General features: G+C 64.3%; 20 protein-coding genes and 1 tRNA gene. 18 read left to right on the forward strand and 3 right to left on the reverse strand.

What is annotated here, in order from left to right; translation table 11 throughout:
• Positions 1-2: 2 nt before the first annotated feature.
• From GVL61_RS20395 to GVL61_RS20425, 7 genes are all read left to right on the forward strand, one after another.
• Positions 3-1,154, forward strand: coding sequence for a 1-deoxy-D-xylulose-5-phosphate reductoisomerase (locus GVL61_RS20395; RefSeq protein ID WP_159982496.1), 1,152 nt, complete (start codon positions 3-5; stop codon positions 1,152-1,154).
• Positions 1,155-1,169: 15 nt separating this feature from the next.
• On the forward strand, positions 1,170-2,549 hold the full coding sequence (gene rseP / locus GVL61_RS20400) for an RIP metalloprotease RseP (protein WP_159982497.1): 1,380 nt from the start codon (positions 1,170-1,172) through the stop codon (positions 2,547-2,549).
• Between the two features lie 187 nt (positions 2,550-2,736).
• Positions 2,737-5,400: an outer membrane protein assembly factor BamA gene (bamA, locus tag GVL61_RS20405; RefSeq protein ID WP_159982498.1), complete on the forward strand. Its 2,664-nt coding sequence runs from the start codon at positions 2,737-2,739 to the stop codon at positions 5,398-5,400.
• On the forward strand, positions 5,400-6,101 hold the full coding sequence (locus GVL61_RS20410) for an OmpH family outer membrane protein (protein WP_159982499.1): 702 nt from the start codon (positions 5,400-5,402) through the stop codon (positions 6,099-6,101). The genes bamA and GVL61_RS20410 overlap by 1 nt, the downstream gene beginning before the upstream one ends.
• An 18-nt stretch (positions 6,102-6,119) precedes the next feature.
• Positions 6,120-6,575, forward strand: coding sequence for a 3-hydroxyacyl-ACP dehydratase FabZ (fabZ, locus tag GVL61_RS20415; RefSeq protein ID WP_159982500.1), 456 nt, complete (start codon positions 6,120-6,122; stop codon positions 6,573-6,575).
• 134 nt (positions 6,576-6,709) lie between these two features.
• Complete coding sequence (gene rpmE / locus GVL61_RS20420; protein ID WP_043977573.1) at positions 6,710-6,937, forward strand: 50S ribosomal protein L31; 228 nt, start codon at positions 6,710-6,712, stop codon at positions 6,935-6,937.
• Positions 6,938-7,204: 267 nt separating this feature from the next.
• Positions 7,205-7,819, forward strand: coding sequence for a superoxide dismutase family protein (locus tag GVL61_RS20425; protein ID WP_159982501.1), 615 nt, complete (start codon positions 7,205-7,207; stop codon positions 7,817-7,819).
• 36 nt (positions 7,820-7,855) lie between these two features.
• On the opposite strand, the gene GVL61_RS20430 is transcribed toward GVL61_RS20425, so the two are convergent.
• The gene (locus tag GVL61_RS20430; RefSeq protein WP_159982502.1) at positions 7,856-8,488 is read right to left on the reverse strand and encodes a 2OG-Fe(II) oxygenase; all 633 of its coding nucleotides are present in this window, start codon (positions 8,486-8,488) and stop codon (positions 7,856-7,858) included.
• A 177-nt stretch (positions 8,489-8,665) separates the two neighbouring features.
• Between GVL61_RS20430 and GVL61_RS20435 the strand changes: the two genes are divergently transcribed.
• The 10 genes from GVL61_RS20435 (at position 8,666) to GVL61_RS20475 (ending at position 18,039) form a co-directional block, all read left to right on the forward strand.
• Positions 8,666-8,742, forward strand: a tRNA-His gene (locus tag GVL61_RS20435).
• A gap of 116 nt (positions 8,743-8,858) precedes the next feature.
• A complete protein-coding gene (gene ccmC, locus GVL61_RS20440; RefSeq protein ID WP_159982503.1) occupies positions 8,859-9,590 on the forward strand; it encodes a heme ABC transporter permease CcmC in 732 nt (243 codons plus the stop codon).
• Between the two features lie 2 nt (positions 9,591-9,592).
• Positions 9,593-9,733 (forward strand): hypothetical protein, encoded by a 141-nt coding sequence (locus GVL61_RS24835; RefSeq protein ID WP_200844883.1) that lies wholly within the window; start codon positions 9,593-9,595, stop codon positions 9,731-9,733.
• Between the two features lie 2 nt (positions 9,734-9,735).
• On the forward strand, positions 9,736-10,206 hold the full coding sequence (gene ccmE / locus GVL61_RS20445) for a cytochrome c maturation protein CcmE (RefSeq protein ID WP_159982504.1): 471 nt from the start codon (positions 9,736-9,738) through the stop codon (positions 10,204-10,206).
• Positions 10,203-12,197, forward strand: a complete 1,995-nt coding sequence (locus GVL61_RS20450) for a heme lyase CcmF/NrfE family subunit (RefSeq protein ID WP_159982505.1) — start codon at positions 10,203-10,205, stop codon at positions 12,195-12,197. The genes ccmE and GVL61_RS20450 overlap by 4 nt, the downstream gene beginning before the upstream one ends.
• Entirely contained in the window at positions 12,194-12,748 is a 555-nt protein-coding gene (locus GVL61_RS20455; protein WP_159982506.1) for a DsbE family thiol:disulfide interchange protein, read from the forward strand. The genes GVL61_RS20450 and GVL61_RS20455 overlap by 4 nt, the downstream gene beginning before the upstream one ends.
• 5 nt (positions 12,749-12,753) lie before the next feature.
• Positions 12,754-13,185 carry a cytochrome c-type biogenesis protein gene (locus tag GVL61_RS20460; protein ID WP_159982527.1) on the forward strand — a complete coding sequence of 144 codons (432 nt, stop codon included), beginning with the start codon at positions 12,754-12,756 and terminating at the stop codon, positions 13,183-13,185.
• Positions 13,182-13,910, forward strand: coding sequence for a tetratricopeptide repeat protein (locus tag GVL61_RS20465; RefSeq protein ID WP_159982507.1), 729 nt, complete (start codon positions 13,182-13,184; stop codon positions 13,908-13,910). Before GVL61_RS20460 ends, GVL61_RS20465 begins: the two co-directional genes overlap by 4 nt.
• Positions 13,911-14,047: 137 nt before the next feature.
• Complete coding sequence (locus tag GVL61_RS20470; RefSeq protein WP_159982508.1) at positions 14,048-16,018, forward strand: potassium transporter Kup; 1,971 nt, start codon at positions 14,048-14,050, stop codon at positions 16,016-16,018.
• A 113-nt stretch (positions 16,019-16,131) separates the two neighbouring features.
• Positions 16,132-18,039, forward strand: a complete 1,908-nt coding sequence (locus tag GVL61_RS20475) for a CocE/NonD family hydrolase (protein WP_159982509.1) — start codon at positions 16,132-16,134, stop codon at positions 18,037-18,039.
• Between the two features lie 9 nt (positions 18,040-18,048).
• On the opposite strand, the gene GVL61_RS20480 is transcribed toward GVL61_RS20475, so the two are convergent.
• Positions 18,049-19,803, reverse strand: a complete 1,755-nt coding sequence (locus tag GVL61_RS20480) for a chloride channel protein (protein ID WP_159982510.1) — start codon at positions 19,801-19,803, stop codon at positions 18,049-18,051.
• 64 nt (positions 19,804-19,867) lie between these two features.
• The gene (locus GVL61_RS20485; RefSeq protein WP_159982511.1) at positions 19,868-20,662 is read right to left on the reverse strand and encodes an SDR family oxidoreductase; all 795 of its coding nucleotides are present in this window, start codon (positions 20,660-20,662) and stop codon (positions 19,868-19,870) included.
• A gap of 207 nt (positions 20,663-20,869) precedes the next feature.
• On the opposite strand from GVL61_RS20485, the gene GVL61_RS20490 reads away from it, so the two are divergent.
• Positions 20,870-21,379: a nuclear transport factor 2 family protein gene (locus tag GVL61_RS20490; protein WP_159982512.1), complete on the forward strand. Its 510-nt coding sequence runs from the start codon at positions 20,870-20,872 to the stop codon at positions 21,377-21,379.
• The last annotated feature ends 12 nt before the right edge of the window (positions 21,380-21,391 follow it).

Below are 21,391 nucleotides of genomic sequence, written 5' to 3' on the forward strand. Positions count from 1 at the left end.
CCATGCGCACTCTTACCGTTCTTGGTGCTACCGGATCGATTGGCGCCTCGACGCTCGACCTCGTCCGCCGCAACCGTGACGACTGGCGTGTGATTGCGCTGACGGCGCATTCCAACGCTGCAGACCTTGCTCGCCTGGCCCGCGAATTCGGCGCCGAAGTCGCGGTCGTCGCCGACGAGACTCACTTGCCTGCCCTGCGCGAGGCGCTCGCCGGTTCGGGCATCGAGGCTGCCGGCGGCCCGGCGGCGCTGATTGAGGTCGGCGCACGCGGCGCTGACGTGACGGTTGCGGCGATCGTCGGCTGCGCGGGCCTTGCGCCCACGATGGCAGCGATCGAGCAGGGCGGCGTGATAGCGCTCGCCAACAAGGAAGCGCTGGTTTCTGCGGGCGAAGTGATGATGGCGGCCGTCGCCCACCACGGTGCCACGTTGCTGCCGGTCGATTCGGAACACAACGCGATCTTCCAGTGCCTGTCGGGCGGCGATGCCGCGGACGTGCGCTGGATCACCCTGACCGCCAGCGGCGGGCCGTTCCGCGACTGGTCGTGGGAGCGCCTCAAGGCTGCCACTCCGGCCGAGGCGGTGCGCCATCCCAACTGGGACATGGGTGCCAAGATCAGCGTCGATTCGGCGACTATGTTTAACAAGGGCCTCGAACTGATCGAGGCGCACCATTTGTTCCCGGTCGGGCTCGACCGTTTGCGGATCATCGTTCATCCCCAGTCGGTCGTCCATTCGATGGTGGAATACCGCGACGGCTCGACGCTCGCGCAGCTCGGCCCATCCGATATGCGCGTGCCGATTGCCTCGGCACTGGCCTGGCCGCGCCGCATGGATACGCCCTGCGCGCCTCTCGACCTGGCTGAAATCGGCGAGCTGACCTTCCGCAAACCCGACGAGGCGCGTTTCCCGGCGACTCGTCTGGCGCGCGAGGCTGCGATGGCGGGCGGTGCGATCCCGGCGGTACTAAATGCCGCCAACGAGATTGCGGTCGCCGCTTTCCTGGGCGGTCACATTTCGTTCACTCGTATTGCCGCACAAGTGGAAGACGTACTTGGTTCCTATGCACCGCCCGCGCCCGGTTGCCTCTCCGATGTCCTCGACGTAGACATGGAAGCCAGGGCGAGGACGCGCATGCTTGTGACCAGCCCATGATGAAAGATTGATCGCTTGACCGGATCACCAGGACTTCTGACGACGATCTTCGCCTTCCTCCTGGTGCTGGGCCCTCTGGTCCTGATCCATGAGCTGGGTCACTACCTCGTGGGCCGCCTGTTCGGCGTAAAGGCCGATGCGTTTTCGATCGGTTTCGGCAAGGAACTGGCCGGCTGGACCGACAAGCGCGGCACCCGTTGGAAGCTTTCGGCGCTGCCGCTGGGCGGCTACGTCCAGTTCGCGGGCGACATGAACCCGTCCAGCGCGCCTAGCCCGCTCGATGCCCGGCTCACCCCGCAGGAACGTGCTCAGACCTTCCATGCCAAGCCGCTGTGGCAGCGTGCGCTGATCGTGCTGGCCGGGCCGATGACTAACCTGCTGCTTTGCGTGGCTATCTTCGCCGGTTTCTACGGGGTCTACGGCCGCGTCGTCGCCGATGCCGAGGTCAGTGGGTTCTCGCAGAATTCTCCCGCCCAGAAGGCCGGTCTGCGCCTCGGCGATCGCATCGTCGCAATCGACGGCGAAAAGATCGACAGCGCCACCGAGATCGGTGACCACACCGCCTATTTCCCCGGCAAGACGATATCCGTCGCCGTGGCGCGGGAAGGGCGCACGCTTGTCATGCCGGTGACGCTGGCGTCGCTGGAGCTGAGCGACAAGTTCGGCAACAAGGCGCGCATCGGCAACCTTGGTGTCGAACTGATGCCGGCATTGGTTGGCGGTTTCTATGGCGAATCACCGGCTGAGAAGGCCGGGATCGAATTGGGGGACCGTATCCTTGCCGTGAACGGCGTTGCCGTGGCCGGCTTTGGCGATATCCCGCGCCTGATCCGTCCCAATGCCGGGCAGACCGTTCAGGTCACAGTGCGCCGCAGCGCCCAGGTCCTGACCATTCCGGTCGCGATCACGGCGGGCACGATCACCGACGAGCAGGGCAAGGTCGAGAAAGTCGGCCAGATTGGCGTGCGCGCCGGCCGGCTCGAGAAGGTCGGGGCGCTGCGCGCGGTGGGTCTTGGCGTTGACCAGAGCTTCAAGGTCATGGGCACGATGGTGACGGGCATTGCCCAGATTTTCACCGGCGATCGTTCGGTGCGGGAGCTGGGCGGGCCGGTCAAGATCGCACAATATTCGGGGCAGCAGTTCAGCCTTGGCTGGGAAGCTTTCGTGAGCTTCGCAGCACTGATTTCGATTAACTTGGCATTCATCAATCTCCTGCCAATTCCTGGCCTCGACGGCGGGCACTTGGCTTTCTACGCGGCCGAATTGGTCCGTCGCAGGCCGCTGGGTGCGCGTAGTCAGGAATGGGCGATCCGTACGGGCGTGGCATTAGTGCTCGCGCTCATGGTCTTCGTCACGGTCAACGATCTGGCTCAGCTCCCGATTTTCGGGGGATAGCCTGGAGGTTTTCACTAGCGATCACAATGTTGCCGGGTTTTGTCTGCTTGATCGGATGCGCTCCATCGGGCAGATGGCTGCGGTTACCTGCGGGTTTGGTGCGCGCCCGTTGCCCGGTTTGCCGGGGGTGGTCAGTTTTTCTCGCGAAAGCGAATACGGGAATTTGCGTAGAATGATCGGACGGGAAATGGTTCGCTGGACTGAGGGAGGCCGTGCCTCGCAGCTCGCGGCGGTGCTGATGGGGACGACGATCCTCGCGGGTGTCCCCGCCGACGCTTTGGCCCAGGTCGCGCCCAAGGCTTCGGCTGCAAAGGCTTCGAAGGCCGCTGCGCCGAAGGCAGCTGCACCCAAGGCTGCTCCGGCAGCTCCCGTTGTTGATCCCGATGCCGGCGCGCAGCCGATCGTGACCATCCAGGTCAAGGGATCGGAGCGGCTCGAGCCGCAGACGGTGCTGTCTTACATCAAGATGCGCGTGGGCCAGCCTTACACCAAGGCCAGTGCCGACGCCGCACTGAAGGACCTTTACTCGACCGAGTTGTTCAAGGACGTCCAGATCAACAACGACGGCGGCGTCGTCGTTATCCAGGTTCAGGAAAACCCGGTCGTCAACCGCATCATCCTTGAGGGCAACAAGCGCATCAAGGACGACAAGATCCTGCCCGAGATCAAAGTCTCGCCGCGCCAGATCTTCACCCGTTCCAAGATTCGCGCCGACGTTGCGCGCATCATCGAGTTGTACAAGCGTCAGGGCCGCTACGCCGCGACTGTCGAGCCGAAGATGGTCTCGCTCGACCAGAACCGCGTCGACATCGTCTTCGAGATCACCGAGGGCGACAAGTCCAAGGTGCGCCAGATCAACATCATCGGCAACGAGCATTTCTCGGACGGCGAACTGCGCAGCGAGATGGTGACCAAGCAGGCGCGCTTTACCCGCCTGTTCAGCTCGGGCACCAGCTACGATCCCGACCGCATGGCCTTTGACCAGCAGAAGCTGCGCCAGTTCTACCTGACGCAGGGTTACGCCGATTTCCGCGTGGTTTCGGCCGTGGCCGAACTGACGCCGGACAAGAAGGACTTCATCATCACCTACGTGGTGGAGGAAGGTCAGCGCTACAAGTTCGGCGACGTGAAGGTAGAAAGCCAGCTGCGCGACTTCGACGGCGAGAAGATGGCCAAGAACCTCGTCATGCATAAGGGCGACTGGTACAACGCCAAGCAGGTCGAGGACACGATCGAGGGTCTCAACCAGACCGCCGGTGCCTTCGGCTATGCCTTCGCAGATGTGCGGCCGCAGTACGACCGCGACAAGGAAAACCTCACCATGGGGTTGACCTTCGTGATCCAGGAGGCCCCGCGCGTCTATGTCGAGCGTATCGACATCAACGGCAACACGCTGACTCAGGACAAGGTGGTCCGCCGCGAGTTCCGCCTTGCCGAAGGTGACGCGTTCAATTCGCTGCAGGTCAAGCGTTCGACCAACCGCATCAAGTCGCTCGGCTACTTCCAGGAGAAGTTCGAGGTCGAGCAGAAGCCCGGCGCCGCCGACGATCGCATCATCCTGGAAGCCAACGTCGAGGAAAAGCCGACCGGCGAACTTCAGCTCTCGGCCGGTTTCTCCAGCCTTGAAAGCTTCATCTTCCAGGCCTCGATTCGTCAGCGCAACTTCCGTGGCCGCGGGCAGACGGTGGGCCTGTCGGGCAGCCTCTCGCGCTACTCGAAGAGCGTCGAGGCGAGCTTCGTCGAGCCGTACCTGTTCGACAAGAACGTGTCGCTGGGCGTCGATATCTATCGCCGCGATTACAACAGCTTCAACTACTACAACTCGGATCGCAACACGACCTACGAGCAGTCGACCACCGGCTTCCAGGTCCGTGCCGGCGTGCCGCTCACCGAGTACCTGACCGCTGTTGCCCGTTACACGCTCAACTATGATGATGTTGGACTCGGTAGCCAGTATTTCAACGCTGCTGGGGACTGCGACCCAGTCGTGGCCGGACGCTATCTGTGCGACGCTATCGGCAAGCGCTTGTCTTCGATCGTCGGCCTCTCGCTGATTTACGACACGCTCGACAACCGCCAGCGCCCAACCAGGGGGTTCACCGCGTCGATCAACACCGACTTTGCCGGACTTGGCGGCGACGTGAAGTACGCGCGCATCCGCGGCAACGCGTCGAAGTTCATGAACATGGGCAAGGGCTTCATCTTCTCGCTCTCGGCAGAGGGCGGCGTGATCAAGGGGATCGGTGGCGACGACGTGCGCCTGACCGACCGTTTCTATCTTGGTGAGCCTCAGATTCGCGGCTTTGCCATCCGCGGCGTTGGTCCTCGCGTTCTGCGCAAGTACATTACCGACGGCGTGATTGCGACCAAGCGTAGCGACTGGCAGGATGACGCCCTCGGCGGCAACTACTACTACATGGGCCGCGCCGAACTGGAAATCCCGCTCGGTTCCGGCGCCCGTGAAATGGGCCTGCGCCCGTCGATCTTCGCGGACGTCGGCGCCGTTTGGGGGGTTAAGAAGCCTAGCCTTACGCAATGCGATTTCGCCGCTGGCGGCAACGGAAAGTGCAACCCGCTCTATACTACTGCTGCAGGTGGTTCGACGACGGAAGCATCGACGGGCGGAGTGGCGAACACTCCGACTCTCGATAGCAACGGTAACCAGACCTATGCCTACAACTTCACCGAAGAGTTCGTCGGCGATACCTGGAAGCCGCGTGTCGCCATCGGCATCGGCGTGAACTGGAACTCGCCCTTCGGTCCGTTCCGCATCGACTTCTCGCGCGTTCTCCTCAAGCAGGAGGGCGACGATCCCAAGACCTTTACTTTCAACGTGGGAACACAATTCTGATGAGCACCATGACCAAGTCCGTCGCCCTGGCCGCTGGCCTCGCTCTCACCGCTGTTGCAGCACAGCCCGCGCTGGCCGCGAAGGCCGCTCCGGCAGCTGCAGCCAGCACCGGCGGTACGATCGTCCAGGGTCTCGGCGTCGCCAGCTTCGATGCCGTGATCGCCAACTCGAATGCCTACAAGGCGGCCGAAACCGCTCGCCAGACCACCTACAAGGCGCAGTTCGACCAGGCCCAGACCCGCAACACCGCGCTCAACGCCCAGATCAAGCCGCTGGTTGACAAGTTCAATGCCGACCGCCAGGGCGGCAAGGTCGCTCAGGCATCGCTTGAGCAGCAGGCCGGCGCAATCCAGCAGATGCAGGAGAACGGCAAGGCCGAACTGCAGCGCATCCTGCAGCCGGTCGGTCTTTCGCAGGCCTATGTCAACGAGCAGATCGAAGACAAGCTGAACGACGCGGTCAAGGCCGCGATGACCAAGAAGAACGTCTCGATCCTGATCTCGCCCGACGCGATCCTTGCGGTCAACGGCGGCGCCTACAACCTCAACCAGGACATCCTGAACGAGCTGAACACTGCGCTGCCTTCTGCGCAGCTGGTGCCGCCGGCAGGCTGGGAACCGCGTCAGGTTCGTGAACAGCGTGCGCAGGCGCAGGGCCAGCAGGCTCCGGCCGCGCCCGCCACCGCACCGACCGGCCGCTGATCTGAGCGGGCACCGGGCATGAGCGATACTACCGAGACGGTTTACGATACCGCGAAGATCCTGGCGGCGCTTCCGCACCGCTATCCGATGCTGCTCGTCGACCGCGTGGTCTCCATCTCCGAGGAGGAGGGGATCCATGCGGTCAAGGCGGTCAGCTTCAACGAGGACTTCTTCCAGGGGCACTTCCCCGGCCGTCCGATCATGCCCGGCGTCCTCCAGATCGAGGCGCTGGCGCAGGCAGCAGGCATTCTCGCCATCGAGACCCTGGGCCTCGCCGGAACCGGCAAGCTGGTCTACTTCATGGCGATCGAGGAAGCGAAGTTCCGCGCTCCCGTGACCCCGGGCCACTTGCTGACCTTGCGCGCTGGCTTCGTCCAGAAGCGTTCGCGGGTCTGCAAGTTCTGGGGCAAGGCTTCGATCGACGACAAGGTGACCTGCGACGTCAACTTCACGGCGATGATCGCCGACGCCTGATCGGGATGGCCGGTGCAAGCCGGGCTGCGGCCTGGCTTCGCACTCCATCCTTGCTTTTCGGTGCCCTTGCCTGTAAGGGGCCCGCTTTCCGAGGCAGGCCGGTCGGAACCGGCCATATGCGAAAGAGTTGTACCATGAAGGCCGATACCCATCCCGACTACCACATGATCACGGTTCAGATGACCGATGGTACTACCTTCCAGACCCGCTCCACCTGGGGCAAGGAAGGCGACACGCTGGTACTCGACATCGACCCTAGCTCGCACCCGGCATGGACCGGCGGCAAGGCGCAGCTGCAGGATGGCGGCCGCGTTGCCCAGTTCAACAAGCGTTTCGGCGGTCTCTCGCTCAACAAGAAGTGAGGCGCAGCGGCCTTTGGGCCGCGCGCAGACCATCAGACACGAAGAAGGCGGTCCCCCGGGGCCGCCTTTTTTGTTTCCGGCTGGCGCTCAGGAACTTTCCCGGCGGCGACGCGATTGCCTTTCGCGTCCGGCACTTTAGGCTTGCGGCGCACGCATGGGGGAGGGGCCCCGTTCGTGCCCCCCTTTTGGGAGTGCCGCGATGATCCATGCCCGTCGCTGCGTCCTTGAGCCAATTGGGCCGAAACCGGCCCGGAACCGGAGATACCGATGACTCGAACATCACGCTTCCTCGCCGCATCCGCCGCTAGCATCGTCATGCTGTCGATGGCCGGTGCGTGCAACGCCGCGGCCGAGCATGCCCATGCGCCTGTCGCATCCGCTGCCGCTCCGGCCGCTGCAGCCGCTGAAGTGCCCGCGCCTGCCGGGAAGGTGGTCCACGCCGACGTGATTGGCCTCGACGGCAAGTCGCGGGGCATGGTCATGCTGCAGGAGACGCCTGCCGGTGTTCTGGTCAGCGCAGACCTGAAGGGCCTGCCCGAAGGCGACCATGGCTTCCACTTCCATCAGAAGGGCCTGTGCGACACTGCCGAGAAGTTCAACACCTCGGGCGGCCACTTCGCGGGCGGTGACCATATGCATGGCTATATGGTCATGAAGGGGCCGCACGGCGGCGACATGCCCAACCAGCACGTCGGCGCCGATGGCATGCTCAAGACGCAGATCCTCAATACCGGCGTCACGCTTTCCCCGGGCCCCAAGTCATTGCTCGATGCGGACGGCACGGCGCTGGTGATCCATGCCGGGGTGGACGATTACACCAGCCAGCCCGCCGGCAACGCGGGCGGCCGAATCGCCTGTGCGGTAATCAGCAAGGCCCAGTAATTCGCAGGATCGGCGCTGGGGTGGCCTTGCCGCCGCTCAACCCCAGCGCCGCTCCCGATACCACTGGGTGATCACGTATTTGAAGCCCTTGCGCACCTTCATCGCGTGATGAAGCGTTGCCGCATTGGGGCTGCCGTCGGGCCTGCGGTTGTTCCAGGCGATCAGCTTGCCCGTTTCCGGCTGTATCATCTTGTCGATTACCCGAAAACGCGTTGCTCCGCCGGCATCGACATCGTTCAGGTAGATCATGAACGTCCAGGTCCGCTGACCGGGCACAGCACAATATTTCTCGTAGTCGCTGCTGCCCGGCTCGAAATAGTCGGTGTGCGCCTTGAATTCCTGCCCCACCTCGTAGCGCTGGCCTTGCAGTGGCTCGGCATGGACTGGGTCTATCCCCGATAGGCGCGAGATCGCGGCAGCGAGGTGGGCCACTTCCGGTACTTCCGGTGACAGATCGCAGGTGGAACTGGTGCGAAACGCATCGTCGCCATTATAATCGGCAATCGTCGAGGGGCGGTGGCTGGCTTCGATCAGTTCGATCAGCCGCGCGCACTGCTCGCGCGTCAGGAAATCGCGCAGAATGAACAGGTCGAGCCGCGAGGAGGGGAAGCGCTGCACGCCGGGGTGGTTGAGCAGTTGCGCTGCCGATGATTCGCAGAGGTCGTCCATGGCGAGACATTAGCCGCCAGTTGCGCACAGGAAAATCACTGCTCTGAGGCCTGATCTGAATTTTTACTTTGCAAGAGCGCGATCCTTGTGCAAAGGCGCGCTCCCGCACCGGATGCAGCGAGACTGTAATTCGGAGGCGGATGGTAATGTTCGGTAATGATCCGGACAGCGCCTGTGGCGATCGTAGCTCAGTTGGTTAGAGCGCCGGTTTGTGGTACCGGAGGTCGTGGGTTCGAACCCCATCGGTCGCCCCATTTTTCCACCACATGATGCCTTGACGGTATTAGCGCCTCATTGGCGTGGGAAAAGCTTCGGGCTTTGACTTGAGTCACTTGCTCCCCGGCCCACTCACGATAGAAGCGCGACTGTCATGCACGGCTTTGCCAATCCCGCTCGTTTTCTGCGCATTGCGCGCTGGCTCATGCCGCTGTGCATGGTGCTGGGTCTTGTCGTCGCGGCGCTGGCGCTGGGGTGGGGTGTGTTCTTCGCCCCGGCCGAGCGGCTTCAGGGCGAGACGGTGCGCATCGTATACCTTCACGTACCCTCGGCATGGCTGGGCATGGCCGGCTGGATGGGCATTGCCGCGGCCAGCTTCACAGAGTTGGTCTGGCGCCATCCGCTTGCGGCCATTGCGGCGCGTGCCTGTGCCGTACCGGGCACCGTGTTTACCGCCGTATGCCTGCTCACCGGCTCGCTGTGGGGCCGGCCCGCGTGGGGGACCTGGTGGGTCTGGGACGGACGGCTGACCTCGATGCTGGTGCTGCTGTTTCTCTACTTTGGCTGGATGGCGCTCTCTCAGGCGAGCGAATCTGCTGATGGCAGCGAGAACCGCGCTCCTGCGATTTTCGGCCTTGTCGGCGCGGTGAACGTGCCGATCATCCATTATTCCGTGATCTGGTGGAACAGCCAGCACCAGGCGCCGAGCATTACTATGGGCAAGTCGGCGATGTCGGGCGATTTCCTCGTGCCGCTGCTCGCCGCGATGCTGGGCTTCACGCTGATCTTCGTCGGCTGCGTGCTGGCGCGGATGCGGGCGATCCTGGCGAACCAGCAAGCCGAGGCGCGCCTGCGCCGCAAGGCTTTCAGCGAAGTGGAATTTTGACCGTGCGCGAAGCGATGGACCCCTGGACCTTCGTGGTCGCCTCTTATGCCATCGGCGTGGGCGCGACGCTGGGGATGGTCGCCTGGTCGCTGCTGACAATGCGCGCTGCGGAAAAGCGCCGCGCCGAATCGAGGAAGCGCTGACCATGGCCAGTTCAATCAAGGCCCCGATAAAGGCCAAGCATCAGCGCCTCGTGCTGCTCGTTGTCGCGCTGGTCGTGCTGATTGGTGCGGCGCTTCTGGCGGCCTGGGCGCTACGCAACCAGGCCAGCTATTTCTACGTGCCCAGCGACATCGTTGCCAAGCCGCCGGAGCCGGACCGTGCCGTGCGTCTGGGCGGCATGGTTGAGCAGGGCTCGCTCAAGACTGCGGCGGACGGCGTTACCGTCAATTTCGTCGTCCAGGACGGCAAGGCGCGCGTGCCGGTCACCTTCAAGGGCATCGTCCCATCGCTGTTCGTCGAAGGCTCGGGTGTGGTTGCCGAGGGGCGTCTGGCGGCCAATGGCACCTTCGTTGCCGATAACCTGCTCGCCAAGCACGACGAGAACTATGTCCCGCGCGAGATGCAGGACATGACCAAGGATCAGGCGAAACAGGTGGTGGCCGAAACACAATGATGGCAGAAATCGGACTTGCTGCGCTGTGGCTGGCTGCCGCACTGGCCGGCCTGCAACTGGTCGCGGGCAGCCTTGGGCTGACGACGCGCGGCGCAGTGCTAGGCGGGGCCGTTCGGCCCGTCGCCATGGTGCAGGGCCTGCTCGCGTTGCTGGCCTTCGCCTGCCTGATCTACGTCTTTTCCGTCACTGACCTTTCGGTGAAGCTGGTCGCGCTCAATTCGCATTCGATGAAGCCGCTGGTCTACAAGATCGCGGGTGCCTGGGGTAATCACGAGGGCTCGATGCTCCTGTGGGTGACCGTCATGGGCATGGCGGGAGGTTTCGTGGCGCTGGTCGAGCGGCGCCTGCCCGAACGCACGATGCTGGCGACGCTGGCGGGGCAGGCTTTCGTCAGCATCGGCTTCTATGCCTTCCTGCTGCTCGCTTCGAACCCTTTCGAGCGGCTTTCGCCGGTCCCGGCTGAGGGGAACGGCCTCAACCCGCTGCTGCAGGACCTTGGCCTCGCATTCCATCCGCCTACGCTCTACCTCGGCTATGTCGGGCTTTCGATCGCCTTCAGCTTCGCCATTGGTGCGCTGATCACGCGCGAAGTCGGTCCGGCTTTTGCGCGTGCCATGCGGCCCTGGGTGCTGGGGGCGTGGATATTCCTGACCGTCGGCATCGCGGCAGGCTCTTACTGGGCTTATTACGAGCTTGGCTGGGGTGGCTGGTGGTTCTGGGACCCGGTCGAGAACGCTTCTCTCATGCCCTGGCTGGCGGCGACCGCCTTGCTGCATTCGTGCAGCGTGCTGGCTTCGCGTAACGCCTTGCGCGCATGGACGGTGATGCTGGGCGTCGTCGCCTTCTCGATGTCGATGATCGGCACCTTCCTCGTCCGCTCGGGCATCCTGACGAGCGTTCACGCCTTCGCGGTGGACCCGCAGCGCGGCACCTTCATTCTGGCGCTGCTGGCGATCTACATCGGCGGCGCGCTGACCCTGTTCGGCTTGCGCGCCTCTACCGTGACCGAGGGGGAGCGGTTCGCTCTGGTTAGCCGGGAGGGGGCGCTGGTGTTCAACAATGTCATGCTCTCGGCGATCCTGGGTATCGTGCTGTTCGGCACGCTCTATCCGCTGGTGGCCGAAACCTTCGGCGCCAAGGTTTCGGTGGGGCCGCCGTACTTCAACCCAATGGGCGCGCTATTCGCGGTGCCGATGCTGGTGGTGCTGGCGGTCGGCCCGCTGCTGCGTTGGCGGCGCGACAGGTTCGCGCGCGTCGGCAAGAACCTCGTCATTCCGGCGATGCTGGTGGCGGCGGCAGCGATCGGCTTGCTGATGATCGGCGGGGTGGCGCTGCTGCCTTTCCTTGGCCTTGCGCTGGCGCTGGGCCTTGCCTGGGCCAGCCTGCTTCCGCTCAAGGGGCGCAACCTGCGCCGCACGCCGCTGCCGATATGGGGCATGGTCACCGCGCATTTCGGCATTGCCGTCGCGTTGTTCGGGATGAGCAGCGAAAGCGCCTTTTCGGTCGAGAAGCTGGTTGCCGTGAAGATCGGCGAGGTTACGCAGGTCGGTCCCTGGGGCGTGAAGCTCGACACTGTTGAGCCTGTCGCCGGGCCGAACTGGACAGCGCTCGAAGCGCGCCTGCTGGTGCGTTACGGCACCGACGGCAAGGTCAGCCGGATGCTGCCGCAGTCGCGGAGTTTCTGGGCGCCGCCGCAGCAGACCAGCGAATCGGCGTTGCTGACGCGCTGGAACGGACAGCTCTATGCCGTGCTTGGCGGTGAAGCGCCGGCGGCTGGCGACAAGAGTGAGGCCAAAAGCGATGCCGGAAGCGATCAGGGCCGCTGGCAGCTGCGGCTGTGGTGGAAGCCGTTCGTGCCGCTGATCTGGCTGGGCGGGTTGCTCATCGCCCTGGGCGGCGCGCTGGCGCTGGCGGGGCATGTCCTTGCCGACCTTCGCCGTATCAACCTGCGCAGCAAGATAGCCTATCGCCGCGAAAGGCAGGGCCGATGAGCGATACTGTTCCACCCCGTGCTCCGCGCTGGGCGATCTGGCTGCCATTGGCGTTGTTCATCGGCTTCTTCGCGCTGGTCATGATCGGGCTGTATCGGCCGGCCGACCGCAATGTCGCCAGTGCGCTGGTGGGCAAGTCCATGCCCCGCTTCGACCTGCCGCCCGCACTGCCGGGCCGTCCGGGGCTGGACAGCAATGTGCTCGCCAATGGCAAGCCGCACCTCGTCAACGTCTTCGCCAGCTGGTGCGTGCCGTGCCGCGTCGAGGCGCCGCAGCTGGCCGAACTCGCGAAGGCCGGCGTTCCGATCGAGGGCATCTCGGTGCGCGATACGACCGAGAACCTGCAAGGCTTCCTCGAAGAAAACGGCGACCCTTTCCAGCGCATCGGCGCGGACGACGACGGCAAGGTACAGCTTGCGCTCGGCTCATCGGGCGTGCCGGAAACCTATGTCGTCGATGGCAAGGGCAAGATTGTCTACCAGCACATCGGCGAGATCCGGCCCGAGCATCTGGGCCTTCTGCTGGGCAAGCTGCAGGAGGCGCAGCAGTGAAGCGCCTGCTTCGGTCCCCAGCAGGTCTGGGCCCTGTAATCGTGTGCCTTGCCCTGGCGGCCCCCGCCGTCGCGCAGGAGGAGCAATCCACGGCGCCTTACGCCTATCGCCAGCTTGACGATCCGGCCAAGGAAACCAAGGCGCAGGATCTTATGGAAAGCTTGCGCTGCCTGCAGTGTCAGGGCCAGTCGATCGCCGATTCGGATGCGCCGATTGCCGGTTCCATGCGCAGCCTCGTGCGGGAACGGATCGCGGCGGGAGAAGACCCCGAGGCGATTCGTGCCTGGCTGATCGAGCGTTACGGTGACTATGTCAGCTATGCCCCGCAACTGACCGGCCTGACCTGGCCTCTGTTCGCGGTGCCTGCATTTTTCATGCTGGTCGCGTTCCTGCTGCTGCGCCGCCGCTTTGCCGGCAAGACGGAGGACGCGAAGTGATTTGGGTGTTCGTCATCGGCCTGGCCGTCGTGGCTCTTGTGCTGTTGCTGTTCGTACTCAAAGTGCCTCGCGGGGCGCGTGAAGTGGTTGGTTCGGCGCTCCTGCTGGGGATTGCCGGCTACGTTTCGCAAGGCTCGCCAGGCCAGGCCGGCGCGCCCAAGGAAGCGAGTGAGCAGGTCTCGGGCAATGCGGCCGCGCTGGTCGATGCCCGTTCCAAGGTCACCAACAGCGGTATTCCCACCCTCAATCGCTGGGTGGTCACCGCCGATGCTTTTGCGCGCAACGGCCGTTATGCCGATGCCGCCGAAGTGCTGCGCATCGCGGTTGAGGAAGACCCCAAGAGTTCGGAAGCGTGGCTGGCCATGGCTAACGCCATCGTTGCCCATGCCGACAACTCACTGACCCCGGCGGCGCTCTACGCCTATCGCCGTGCTGCCAGGGCGGATCCCGATGCGCCGGGGCCGCCGTTCTTCCTTGGCCTTGCCTTCGCCCAGGAAGGCCGACTTGCCGAGACGCGCACGCTTTGGGCCGGAGTGCTCGAACGAGCGCCTGCCGATGCGCCGTGGCGCGCGCCGCTGGCGCAGCAGCTCCAGCGGCTCGATACGGTGATCGCGGCGCAAAAGGGCGAAGCCCCGCCTTCTGCGCTCTCACCGTCTGCACTTCCGCCTCAGTCCACTGCTACGCCCGAATCGTCCGCTTCCCCAGCCCCCGTTCAGGGGCAGTAGCCGCTTCCCTGAACGGTACATGTCCGCCCCGGGGACACCTTGTAAGTATCGTTGCCTGCCCCCATCCATGCTGCTAACGGCCACATCCTTGCCGCAGCGGTGAATGCGTCGCTGCGAGTCCATGACAGGACGCTGGAATGAGTGATGGAAGTGCGGACACGTCCAATGTCCCGGCGGCAATAGCCCCGGCGGCGTTTGAGTCTCCGATATCGGGTCAAGGCCACAGTGGGGGTCACGGATCCGGCAATATCACGAAGCTGGCACTCGGTGCGGTAGGTGTCGTCTTCGGCGACATCGGCACCAGCCCGATCTACGCTTTTCGTGAGACGTTCGTCGGCCCGCACCCGCTGGCGATCGACGAACTGCATATTCTGGGCGTCGTCAGCCTGATCTTCTGGTCGATGACGCTGGTCGTCTCAATCCAGTATGTCAGTGTGCTGATGCGCGCCGACAACAAGGGGCAGGGCGGCAGCCTCGCGCTTGTCGCGCTGATTTCCGGTTCGATCAAGAAGTCCGGCTATGGCTACCTCGTAGTCCTGCTAGGCGTCTTCGCGACCTCTCTGTTCTACGGGGACTCGATGATTACCCCGGCGGTCTCGGTGCTGTCGGCGGTAGAGGGTCTCACTGTTGTCCAGTCGGACCTTTCGCCGTTCGTTCTGCCGATCGCGCTGGTTCTGCTGGTAGGCCTTTTCGTCATCCAGAAGAGCGGCACGGCGAAAGTCGGTGCGCTGTTCGCGCCGGTCATGGTGGTCTACTTCATCGTTCTCGCGGTGCTGGGCTTCTACCATCTGGTGCAGATGCCCGAAGTGCTGAAAGCGCTGAACCCGTGGTTCGCGATCCAGTTCTTCCTGACCGACAAGGTGCTGGGCTTCCTCGCCTTGGGCTCGGTCGTGCTGGCCGTTACCGGGGCCGAGGCGCTCTATTCGGACATGGGGCACTTCGGACGCGGGCCCATGCGGCTGTCGTGGTTCGGTTTCGTGATGCCGTGCCTGCTCATCAACTATTTCGGCCAGGCGGCGATGATCCTGCGGCTCGACGATGCGCAGGCGGCCGTCGCCATGGAGAATCCGTTCTTCAACCTCGCGCCCGAATCGCTGCGCCTGCCGCTGGTGATCCTGGCCAGCTGCGCCGCGTTCATCGCCAGCCAGGCAGTGATCTCGGGTGCGTTCTCGATCACTCATCAGGCGATGCAGCTGGGCTTTATCCCGCGCCTTTCCACCCGCCACACCAGCGAGCACGAAGTGGGGCAGATCTACATCCCGTTCGTCAACTGGGCGCTGATGACCGGCGTGATCGTGCTGGTGCTGGTGTTCCAGAACTCGTCCAACCTCGCCTCGGCTTATGGCATCGCGGTAACAGGCGCGATGTTGATCGACACCTGCCTTATGGCGGTGCTGCTGATCGTGCTGTGGAAGTGGAAGCTGTGGTTGGCGATCCCGGTGATCGTGACCTTCTTCGTGGTCGACGGCGCCTACTTCGCCGCCAATGCCACCAAGGTGCCGGACGGCGGCTGGTTCCCGCTGATGATCGGCGGCATCGCCTTCACCCTGCTGACGACCTGGAACAAGGGCCGCCGCCTCATGCGTGACCGCATGACCGAGGCCGCGCTTCCCCTCAACGTCTTCGCCAAGAGCGCGCATGGCAGCGCCACCCGCGTGCCCGGCACGGCGATCTTCATGGCATCCAGCAACATAGGCGTGCCTTCGGCGCTGCTGCACAACATCAAGCACAACAAGGTGCTGCATGAACGCGTGGTAGTGTTGACGGTAGAGGTGCAGGACGTGCCTTACGTCGAGCCGCCCGAGCGCTTCACGGTGGTCGAACTGGGGCAGGGTTTCTACAGGATGACGCTGCGCTACGGCTTCATGGAAGAGACCGACATCCCCGCCGCGCTGGCTCACGCACCAATGTGCGGCGGCCCTTTCGAGATGATGAAGACCAGCTTCTTCCTCTCGCGCCAGACGCTGGTGCCCTCGGAGAAGCCGGGTATGATGATCTGGCGCGAAAAGCTGTTCGCCTGGATGATGCGCAATGCGGCCAGCGCGATGGAGTTTTTCCGCCTGCCGACGAACCGTGTGGTGGAACTGGGTAGCCAGCTCGAAATCTGAGCAGCCGGGCGGCTTTGCGGTCGGGGTGCGGAGGGTGGATGCGGCACGGTTTGCCCCGCGCCGCGAACGCCTGAGCCCTTGACCACGCCCGCCCGGCGCGGCACCCATGGCGTATGATTAAATCGACCGGGATTGTCGCGGGCCTGGCACTGACCTCGCTCGCATTCGCCATCGCCGCCCCGCTTGCCGCTGCGCAGGGGCAAACGCCCACCGACACCATGATGAACGAACAGGTGAAGTCGTATGACTGGGTGCGCCCCCAGGCCGACTATGTTCGCCGCGTGGTCATGGTGCCGATGCGCGACGGGGCGAAGCTCTACACCGTCATCGTCTTCCGCAAGGGCACGACCGACGGGCCGATGCTGCTGAGCCGCACACCTTACAACGCGGAGAAATCCACCAGCCGCAACCGCAGCCAGAAGATCGAGGAAATCCTTCCCGTCGCCGACGCCGAATTCGTCAACGACGGCTATATCCGCGTCTATCAGGACGTGCGCGGGCTGGATGGCTCGGAAGGTGATTATGTGATGAACCGGCCCCTGCGCGGGCCGCTGAACAAGACGAAGGTCGATCACGCCACCGACGCTTACGACACAATCGACTGGCTGGTGAAGAACGTGAAGGAGAGCAACGGCAAGGTCGGCATCACCGGCTCGTCCTACCTTGGCTTCACGTCGCTGATGGCGCTGATCGATCCGCATCCGGCGCTGAAGGCGGCCGTGCCGCAGAGCCCGATGGTCGACGGCTGGATGGGCGATGACTGGTTCCACAACGGCGCGTTCCGCACCTTCGGTTTCGACTACGATCTGGGCCAGACGGTCAAGAAGGGCGGTGGTTCGGTGCCGCGCGGGACCGGTGACGATTACACCGCCTACCTTCAGGCCGGCTCGGCGATGGACTACGCGAGGGCTTACGGTCTCACCGACCTGCCGGTGGCGCGCAAGGTCCTCGAACATCCCAGCTATGATGCCTGGTGGCAGGGTCAGGCGGTCGATAAGCTGCTGGGCGCGCGCAAGCTGACCGTGCCGACCATGCTGGTCGTCGGGCAGTGGGATCAGGAGGACAGTTACGGCGCTCCGGCGGTCTATCAGGCGCTGAAGGCGAACGGCACGCCCACCGACATGGTGAGCCTGGTGATCGGGCCCTGGCGGCACTCCCAGGTCAATTACGAGGCGCGCGAACTGGGGCCGCTCAAGTGGGAAGGCGATACCGGCCTGCAGTTCCGCACGCGCTACATGAAGCCATTCTTCGACTGCCACCTGAAGACTAACGCGCCTGCCTGCGACACGCCGCCGGTGCTGACCTACGCCACCGGCGAGAACCGCTGGGAAGTGTCGCCCCAGTGGCCGGCGGGCGATTACACTCCGCTATATCTCGGCGAGGATTCAGGGCTGTCATGGTCCAAACCGCAGGCGGGCAGCGACAGCTACGTTTCCGACCCCGCCAAGCCGGTGCCGATGCTGCCGCGCCCGATCACCATGTCGGGCGAAGAGTGGAAGACCTGGCTGGTCCACGACCAGCGCTTCGTCGACGGGCGGACCGATGTGCTAAGCTATTCCACCGGAGTGCTGGACAAGCCGCTCCACATCAAGGGCGCGCCCAAGGTGGATCTGCGCGCGGCGACCAGCGGGCGCGACAGCGACTTCGTGGTCAAGCTGATCGACGTCTATCCGCAGGAGAACACGGCTAATCCGACAATGGCAGGCTATCAGCTTGGCATCGGCATCGAGATATTCCGCGGCCGCTACGTCGACGGGTTCGCGACCCCCAAGGCATTGGAGCCGGGCAAGACCTACGGCTTCAAGTGGTCGCTGCCCAATGTCGATCACGTGTTCCTGCCGGGGCACCGGATCATGGTGCAGGTGCAGTCCAGCCTGTTCCCCCTCTACGACCGCAATCCGCAGAGCTGGGTGCCCTCGATCATGGAAGCCAAGCCTTCGGATTACGTAAAGGCGACCGAGACGATCCATTGGGGCGGGGATGCGGCGAGCGCCGTCTGGCTGCCGGTAGCGAAGGACTGAGAGCGGCGCTCAGTTTTCACCGAACAGCGCGCGCTGCGAGGCTTCGATTTCCTCGAAGTAGCGGCGGCGTGCGTGGCGTTCGGTCACTACGCCGACCACGTTGCCGACGCCGTCGACCACCGCCAGCTCGTCCGCTACGGCAAGGTCGAAGGCTTTCAGCATGGCGCGGATATCTGTGGCGGGGGACAGCGTGTTGTCCGCCAGTGTCGCCAGTGTGCCGACCTGCGTTTCCGGCGCCAGTTCCGGGTTGTAGGCCGATGCGGTCGTTACGATGCCAGCATAGTGCTCCTCGGAGTCGAGAAGAACGGCCTTGCTGGCGGAGCCCAGCGCCACGCGCGCACGAAAGTCGGCGATGGACAGGTCGGCGGGAACGCTGACCCAGTCCTTGCGCATGATCCGCCCGGCCGTGAGGCTGAGCATCCAGCCTATATCGCGCGGGCTGCGCACGATCGAGCCGCGCACATGCAGACGCCAGGTGGAAAAGGAATAGCCGAAGGTCTCGCGCGTCAGGGCGCTCGATACCAGCGATGCGGTCAACACCACGCCCATCAGCGCGAAGTCATGCGTGGTCTCCAGCATCAGGATCGCCAGCGTCATCGGGCCGCCCACAACGGACACTGCCAGCGCCGCCATGCCGACCAGCGCGGCGTCGTTGACGTCCAGATTGATGCTTAAGGGCAGCATTTCGACAAGCGCTGCGAAGATCAGCCCGACCAGCGATCCCAGAAACAGCGAGGCGAAGAACAGCCCGCCGCGAAATCCGAAGCTGAGCGAGATGACGGAAGCTGCGATCTTCAGTACCAGCACCATCAGCAGGAACTGTAGCGCCGGCTGCATGGTCAGGTTGAGGTGCATCGCTCCATGTCCGGCCGCCAGCGTCTGCGGCGTTACGAGGGCGAGGGGCATCAGCAATAGCCCGCCGATCACCGGTTTCCAGCGGGAAATGCGGTCGACTTTCTGGACCTGCATTTCCGCGAACGTCACCAGACGCATCAGCGCTATCCCCACCAGTGCGCAGGCGAGGCCGAGGACGACGTAGACGAAATAGTCGCCTGTGGTCAGAACGCGGTCGGCGCTGGATGCGATGAGGTAGGGTTCCACGCCCAGCGCGCGGGTGATGAAGGCCGCGCCCAGTGCCGCTGCGACTACCGGCGCGACAGCGGCGGGAGTATAGCTGCCTATGACGATCTCGAAGGCGTAGAAGGCGCCTGCCAGCGGCGCTCCGAAGGCCGCGCCAACCGCAGCGCCGGCTCCGGCGCCCACCAGCGTACGCATGTCGGTCCGGCGCAGCTTGAACCACTGCCCCAGCACAGAGGCGACGCCGCCACCCATCTGCGCATAGGCCGCCTCCAGCCCGACCGAGGCACCGACCCCATTCGAGATCAGAGTCTGCGCGGAAATGACGAGGTTGTCGACGAAGGGTATCTGCCCGCTGTGTAGGGCGTTGGCCTCCACGACGTCGATCGGGGCGCGGCGGCGGCGGCGCAGCATGTAGCTCATCGCCACCAGGGCAAGGCCGCCCAGCGGCAGGGCCAGCAGGCGCCAGGGATGCTTGATTTCGCCCAGCGCGCTGAGGCGGTTCACGGTTACGCCGTAGAACATTTCCTGCATGCTGTGGGCCAGCCACGCCTGCAGGTTGGTCATCCACCCTGCCGCCAGGCCCGCAAGCAGGGCGAGTACGATGAACGCCAATTCGCTTTCACGCAGACGCCGCCGCTGGCGGACGATCAAGGCCTTCAAAGCATTTGTGCCTGCGCGTCGCATGGCGCCGATTGGCCCTTGGCGCGCGGTGCTGTCAAGCACCGCGCGCTGCATCTGCGAAAGGCTTTTACTTTGGCGGCATCCTGATCGCACCGTCGAGGCGAATGCACTGGCCGTTGAAGTAGATGTTGCGCACCAGTTCCAGCACGAAGGAGCCGAATTCCTCCGGGTGGCCGAGGCGGCGGGGGAAGGGCACGGCCTTGCCGAGGTTCTCGTAAACCTCGGGCGCGTGTTCCTTCACGCGCAGCATCGGGGGCGTGGAGAAGGTGCCCGGCATGATCGCATTGACGCGGATGCCGAGGTCCATAAGGTCACGCGCCATCGGCAGGACCATGGCGTTTACCGCGCCCTTGCCGCCGCCGTAGGCGACCTGGCCGACCTGTCCGTCCTGCGCGGCGGCGGAGGACGTCAGGATGATCGTCCCACGCTCGCCGTCCTCGTTCAGCGGGTCGGCATTGGCCATTCCCAGTGCCGCAATCGACGCTACGCGGTAGGAGGCGGTGAAGATGCCTTCCGCCGACTTCGCGATCTGTTCGGTCGGGGTGCGCTTGTAGGAGCCGGTCTTCTTGTCGAACGAGACGGTCTTGCCGCCTCCTGCCACGACGGCGCAATGGACCACGATGCGCTCCTGCCCGTGGGCGGCACGAGCCTTGGCGAAGCCGGCCTCGACGCTGTCCTCGTCCATGATGTTGACGTTGCAGAACACGCCGCCGATTTCAGCTGCGAAAGCCTCGCCCGCGTCTTCGCTGATGTCGAAGATGGCGACCTTGATTCCGGCATCGGCCAGAGCCTGCGCGCTGGCGCGGCCAAGGCCCGAAGCGCCGCCGGTGACGATGGCGGCCAGGTTGTTGTCGATCTTCATTGTTGATGCTCTCCCCGAAACTCTCGAATCATATGGGAGTGTGGCTAGCGCAGTCCTCCGGCGAATGTCGAAACGGCGATGCTAACCTGCTGCAAGTATCGCTCGGGCGGGGGGGAATCTGGTCCCCGGCGGCAATCGCCCTTGCACACGGCGCCGCGGCTCTTGCTCTGCCGGAGCGAGGGGCCGACGGAAAAGCTGGAGAGGAGAATGACCATGGCCACCCGCGAGGACATCGTCGAATTGCTGAACCTCTATGCCTTCGCCATGGACACCCGGCGCTGGGACCTGTTCGACCGCATCTTCACGCCCGGCGTCGAGGCGGACTACGGCCCGACATCAAGCTGGACCGACCGCGAGCGCTTCAAGGCCGACTTCGGTTCGTTCCACGAACTGTTCGATGCGACCCAGCATGTGATGACCAACCATCTCGTGAGAGTGGAGGGTGAGCGTGCCTTCGCGCATACCTACGGCAGCTGGCGGCTGATCCGCTATGCCGCAGGGGACCCGCCGGTGTGGGACGGTACGGGCTATTACGACGACCGGCTGGTGCGCACCAGCGAGGGCTGGCAGATCGAAAAGCGGGAGTGCCGCGTGGTCTTCTGGACCGGAAACCCTGCCGTTCAGACGCCGCTGAAGGACATGGTGTTCCAGCTCGATCTCGTCGCCCCGCACGAGGAGGAGCGGGCAGGTCGGCTGGCGTTCGCGCAGGGCTTGTGAACTCCTCTTCCC

The sequence above is a fragment of the Novosphingobium sp. 18050 genome, from assembly GCF_902706195.1.
In the GTDB taxonomy this organism is placed as follows: Bacteria; Pseudomonadota; Alphaproteobacteria; order Sphingomonadales; family Sphingomonadaceae; genus Novosphingobium.

Coding starts and splice junctions, on each gene's coding strand:
- ccmE (WP_159982504.1), top strand. CDS start 9,736: ATGGCCAGTTCAATCAAGGCCCCGATAAAGGCCAAGCATCAGCGCCTC.
- GVL61_RS20485 (WP_159982511.1), bottom strand. CDS start 20,662: ATGAAGATCGACAACAACCTGGCCGCCATCGTCACCGGCGGCGCTTCG.
- GVL61_RS20490 (WP_159982512.1), top strand. CDS start 20,870: ATGACCATGGCCACCCGCGAGGACATCGTCGAATTGCTGAACCTCTAT.
- GVL61_RS20410 (WP_159982499.1), top strand. CDS start 5,400: ATGAGCACCATGACCAAGTCCGTCGCCCTGGCCGCTGGCCTCGCTCTC.
- GVL61_RS20470 (WP_159982508.1), top strand. CDS start 14,048: ATGAGTGATGGAAGTGCGGACACGTCCAATGTCCCGGCGGCAATAGCC.
- GVL61_RS20430 (WP_159982502.1), bottom strand. CDS start 8,488: ATGGACGACCTCTGCGAATCATCGGCAGCGCAACTGCTCAACCACCCC.
- bamA (WP_159982498.1), top strand. CDS start 2,737: ATGGTTCGCTGGACTGAGGGAGGCCGTGCCTCGCAGCTCGCGGCGGTG.
- GVL61_RS20425 (WP_159982501.1), top strand. CDS start 7,205: ATGACTCGAACATCACGCTTCCTCGCCGCATCCGCCGCTAGCATCGTC.
- GVL61_RS20395 (WP_159982496.1), top strand. CDS start 3: ATGCGCACTCTTACCGTTCTTGGTGCTACCGGATCGATTGGCGCCTCG.
- ccmC (WP_159982503.1), top strand. CDS start 8,859: ATGCACGGCTTTGCCAATCCCGCTCGTTTTCTGCGCATTGCGCGCTGG.
- fabZ (WP_159982500.1), top strand. CDS start 6,120: ATGAGCGATACTACCGAGACGGTTTACGATACCGCGAAGATCCTGGCG.
- GVL61_RS20480 (WP_159982510.1), bottom strand. CDS start 19,803: ATGCGACGCGCAGGCACAAATGCTTTGAAGGCCTTGATCGTCCGCCAG.
- GVL61_RS20455 (WP_159982506.1), top strand. CDS start 12,194: ATGAGCGATACTGTTCCACCCCGTGCTCCGCGCTGGGCGATCTGGCTG.
- GVL61_RS20475 (WP_159982509.1), top strand. CDS start 16,132: ATGATTAAATCGACCGGGATTGTCGCGGGCCTGGCACTGACCTCGCTC.
- rpmE (WP_043977573.1), top strand. CDS start 6,710: ATGAAGGCCGATACCCATCCCGACTACCACATGATCACGGTTCAGATG.
- GVL61_RS20450 (WP_159982505.1), top strand. CDS start 10,203: ATGATGGCAGAAATCGGACTTGCTGCGCTGTGGCTGGCTGCCGCACTG.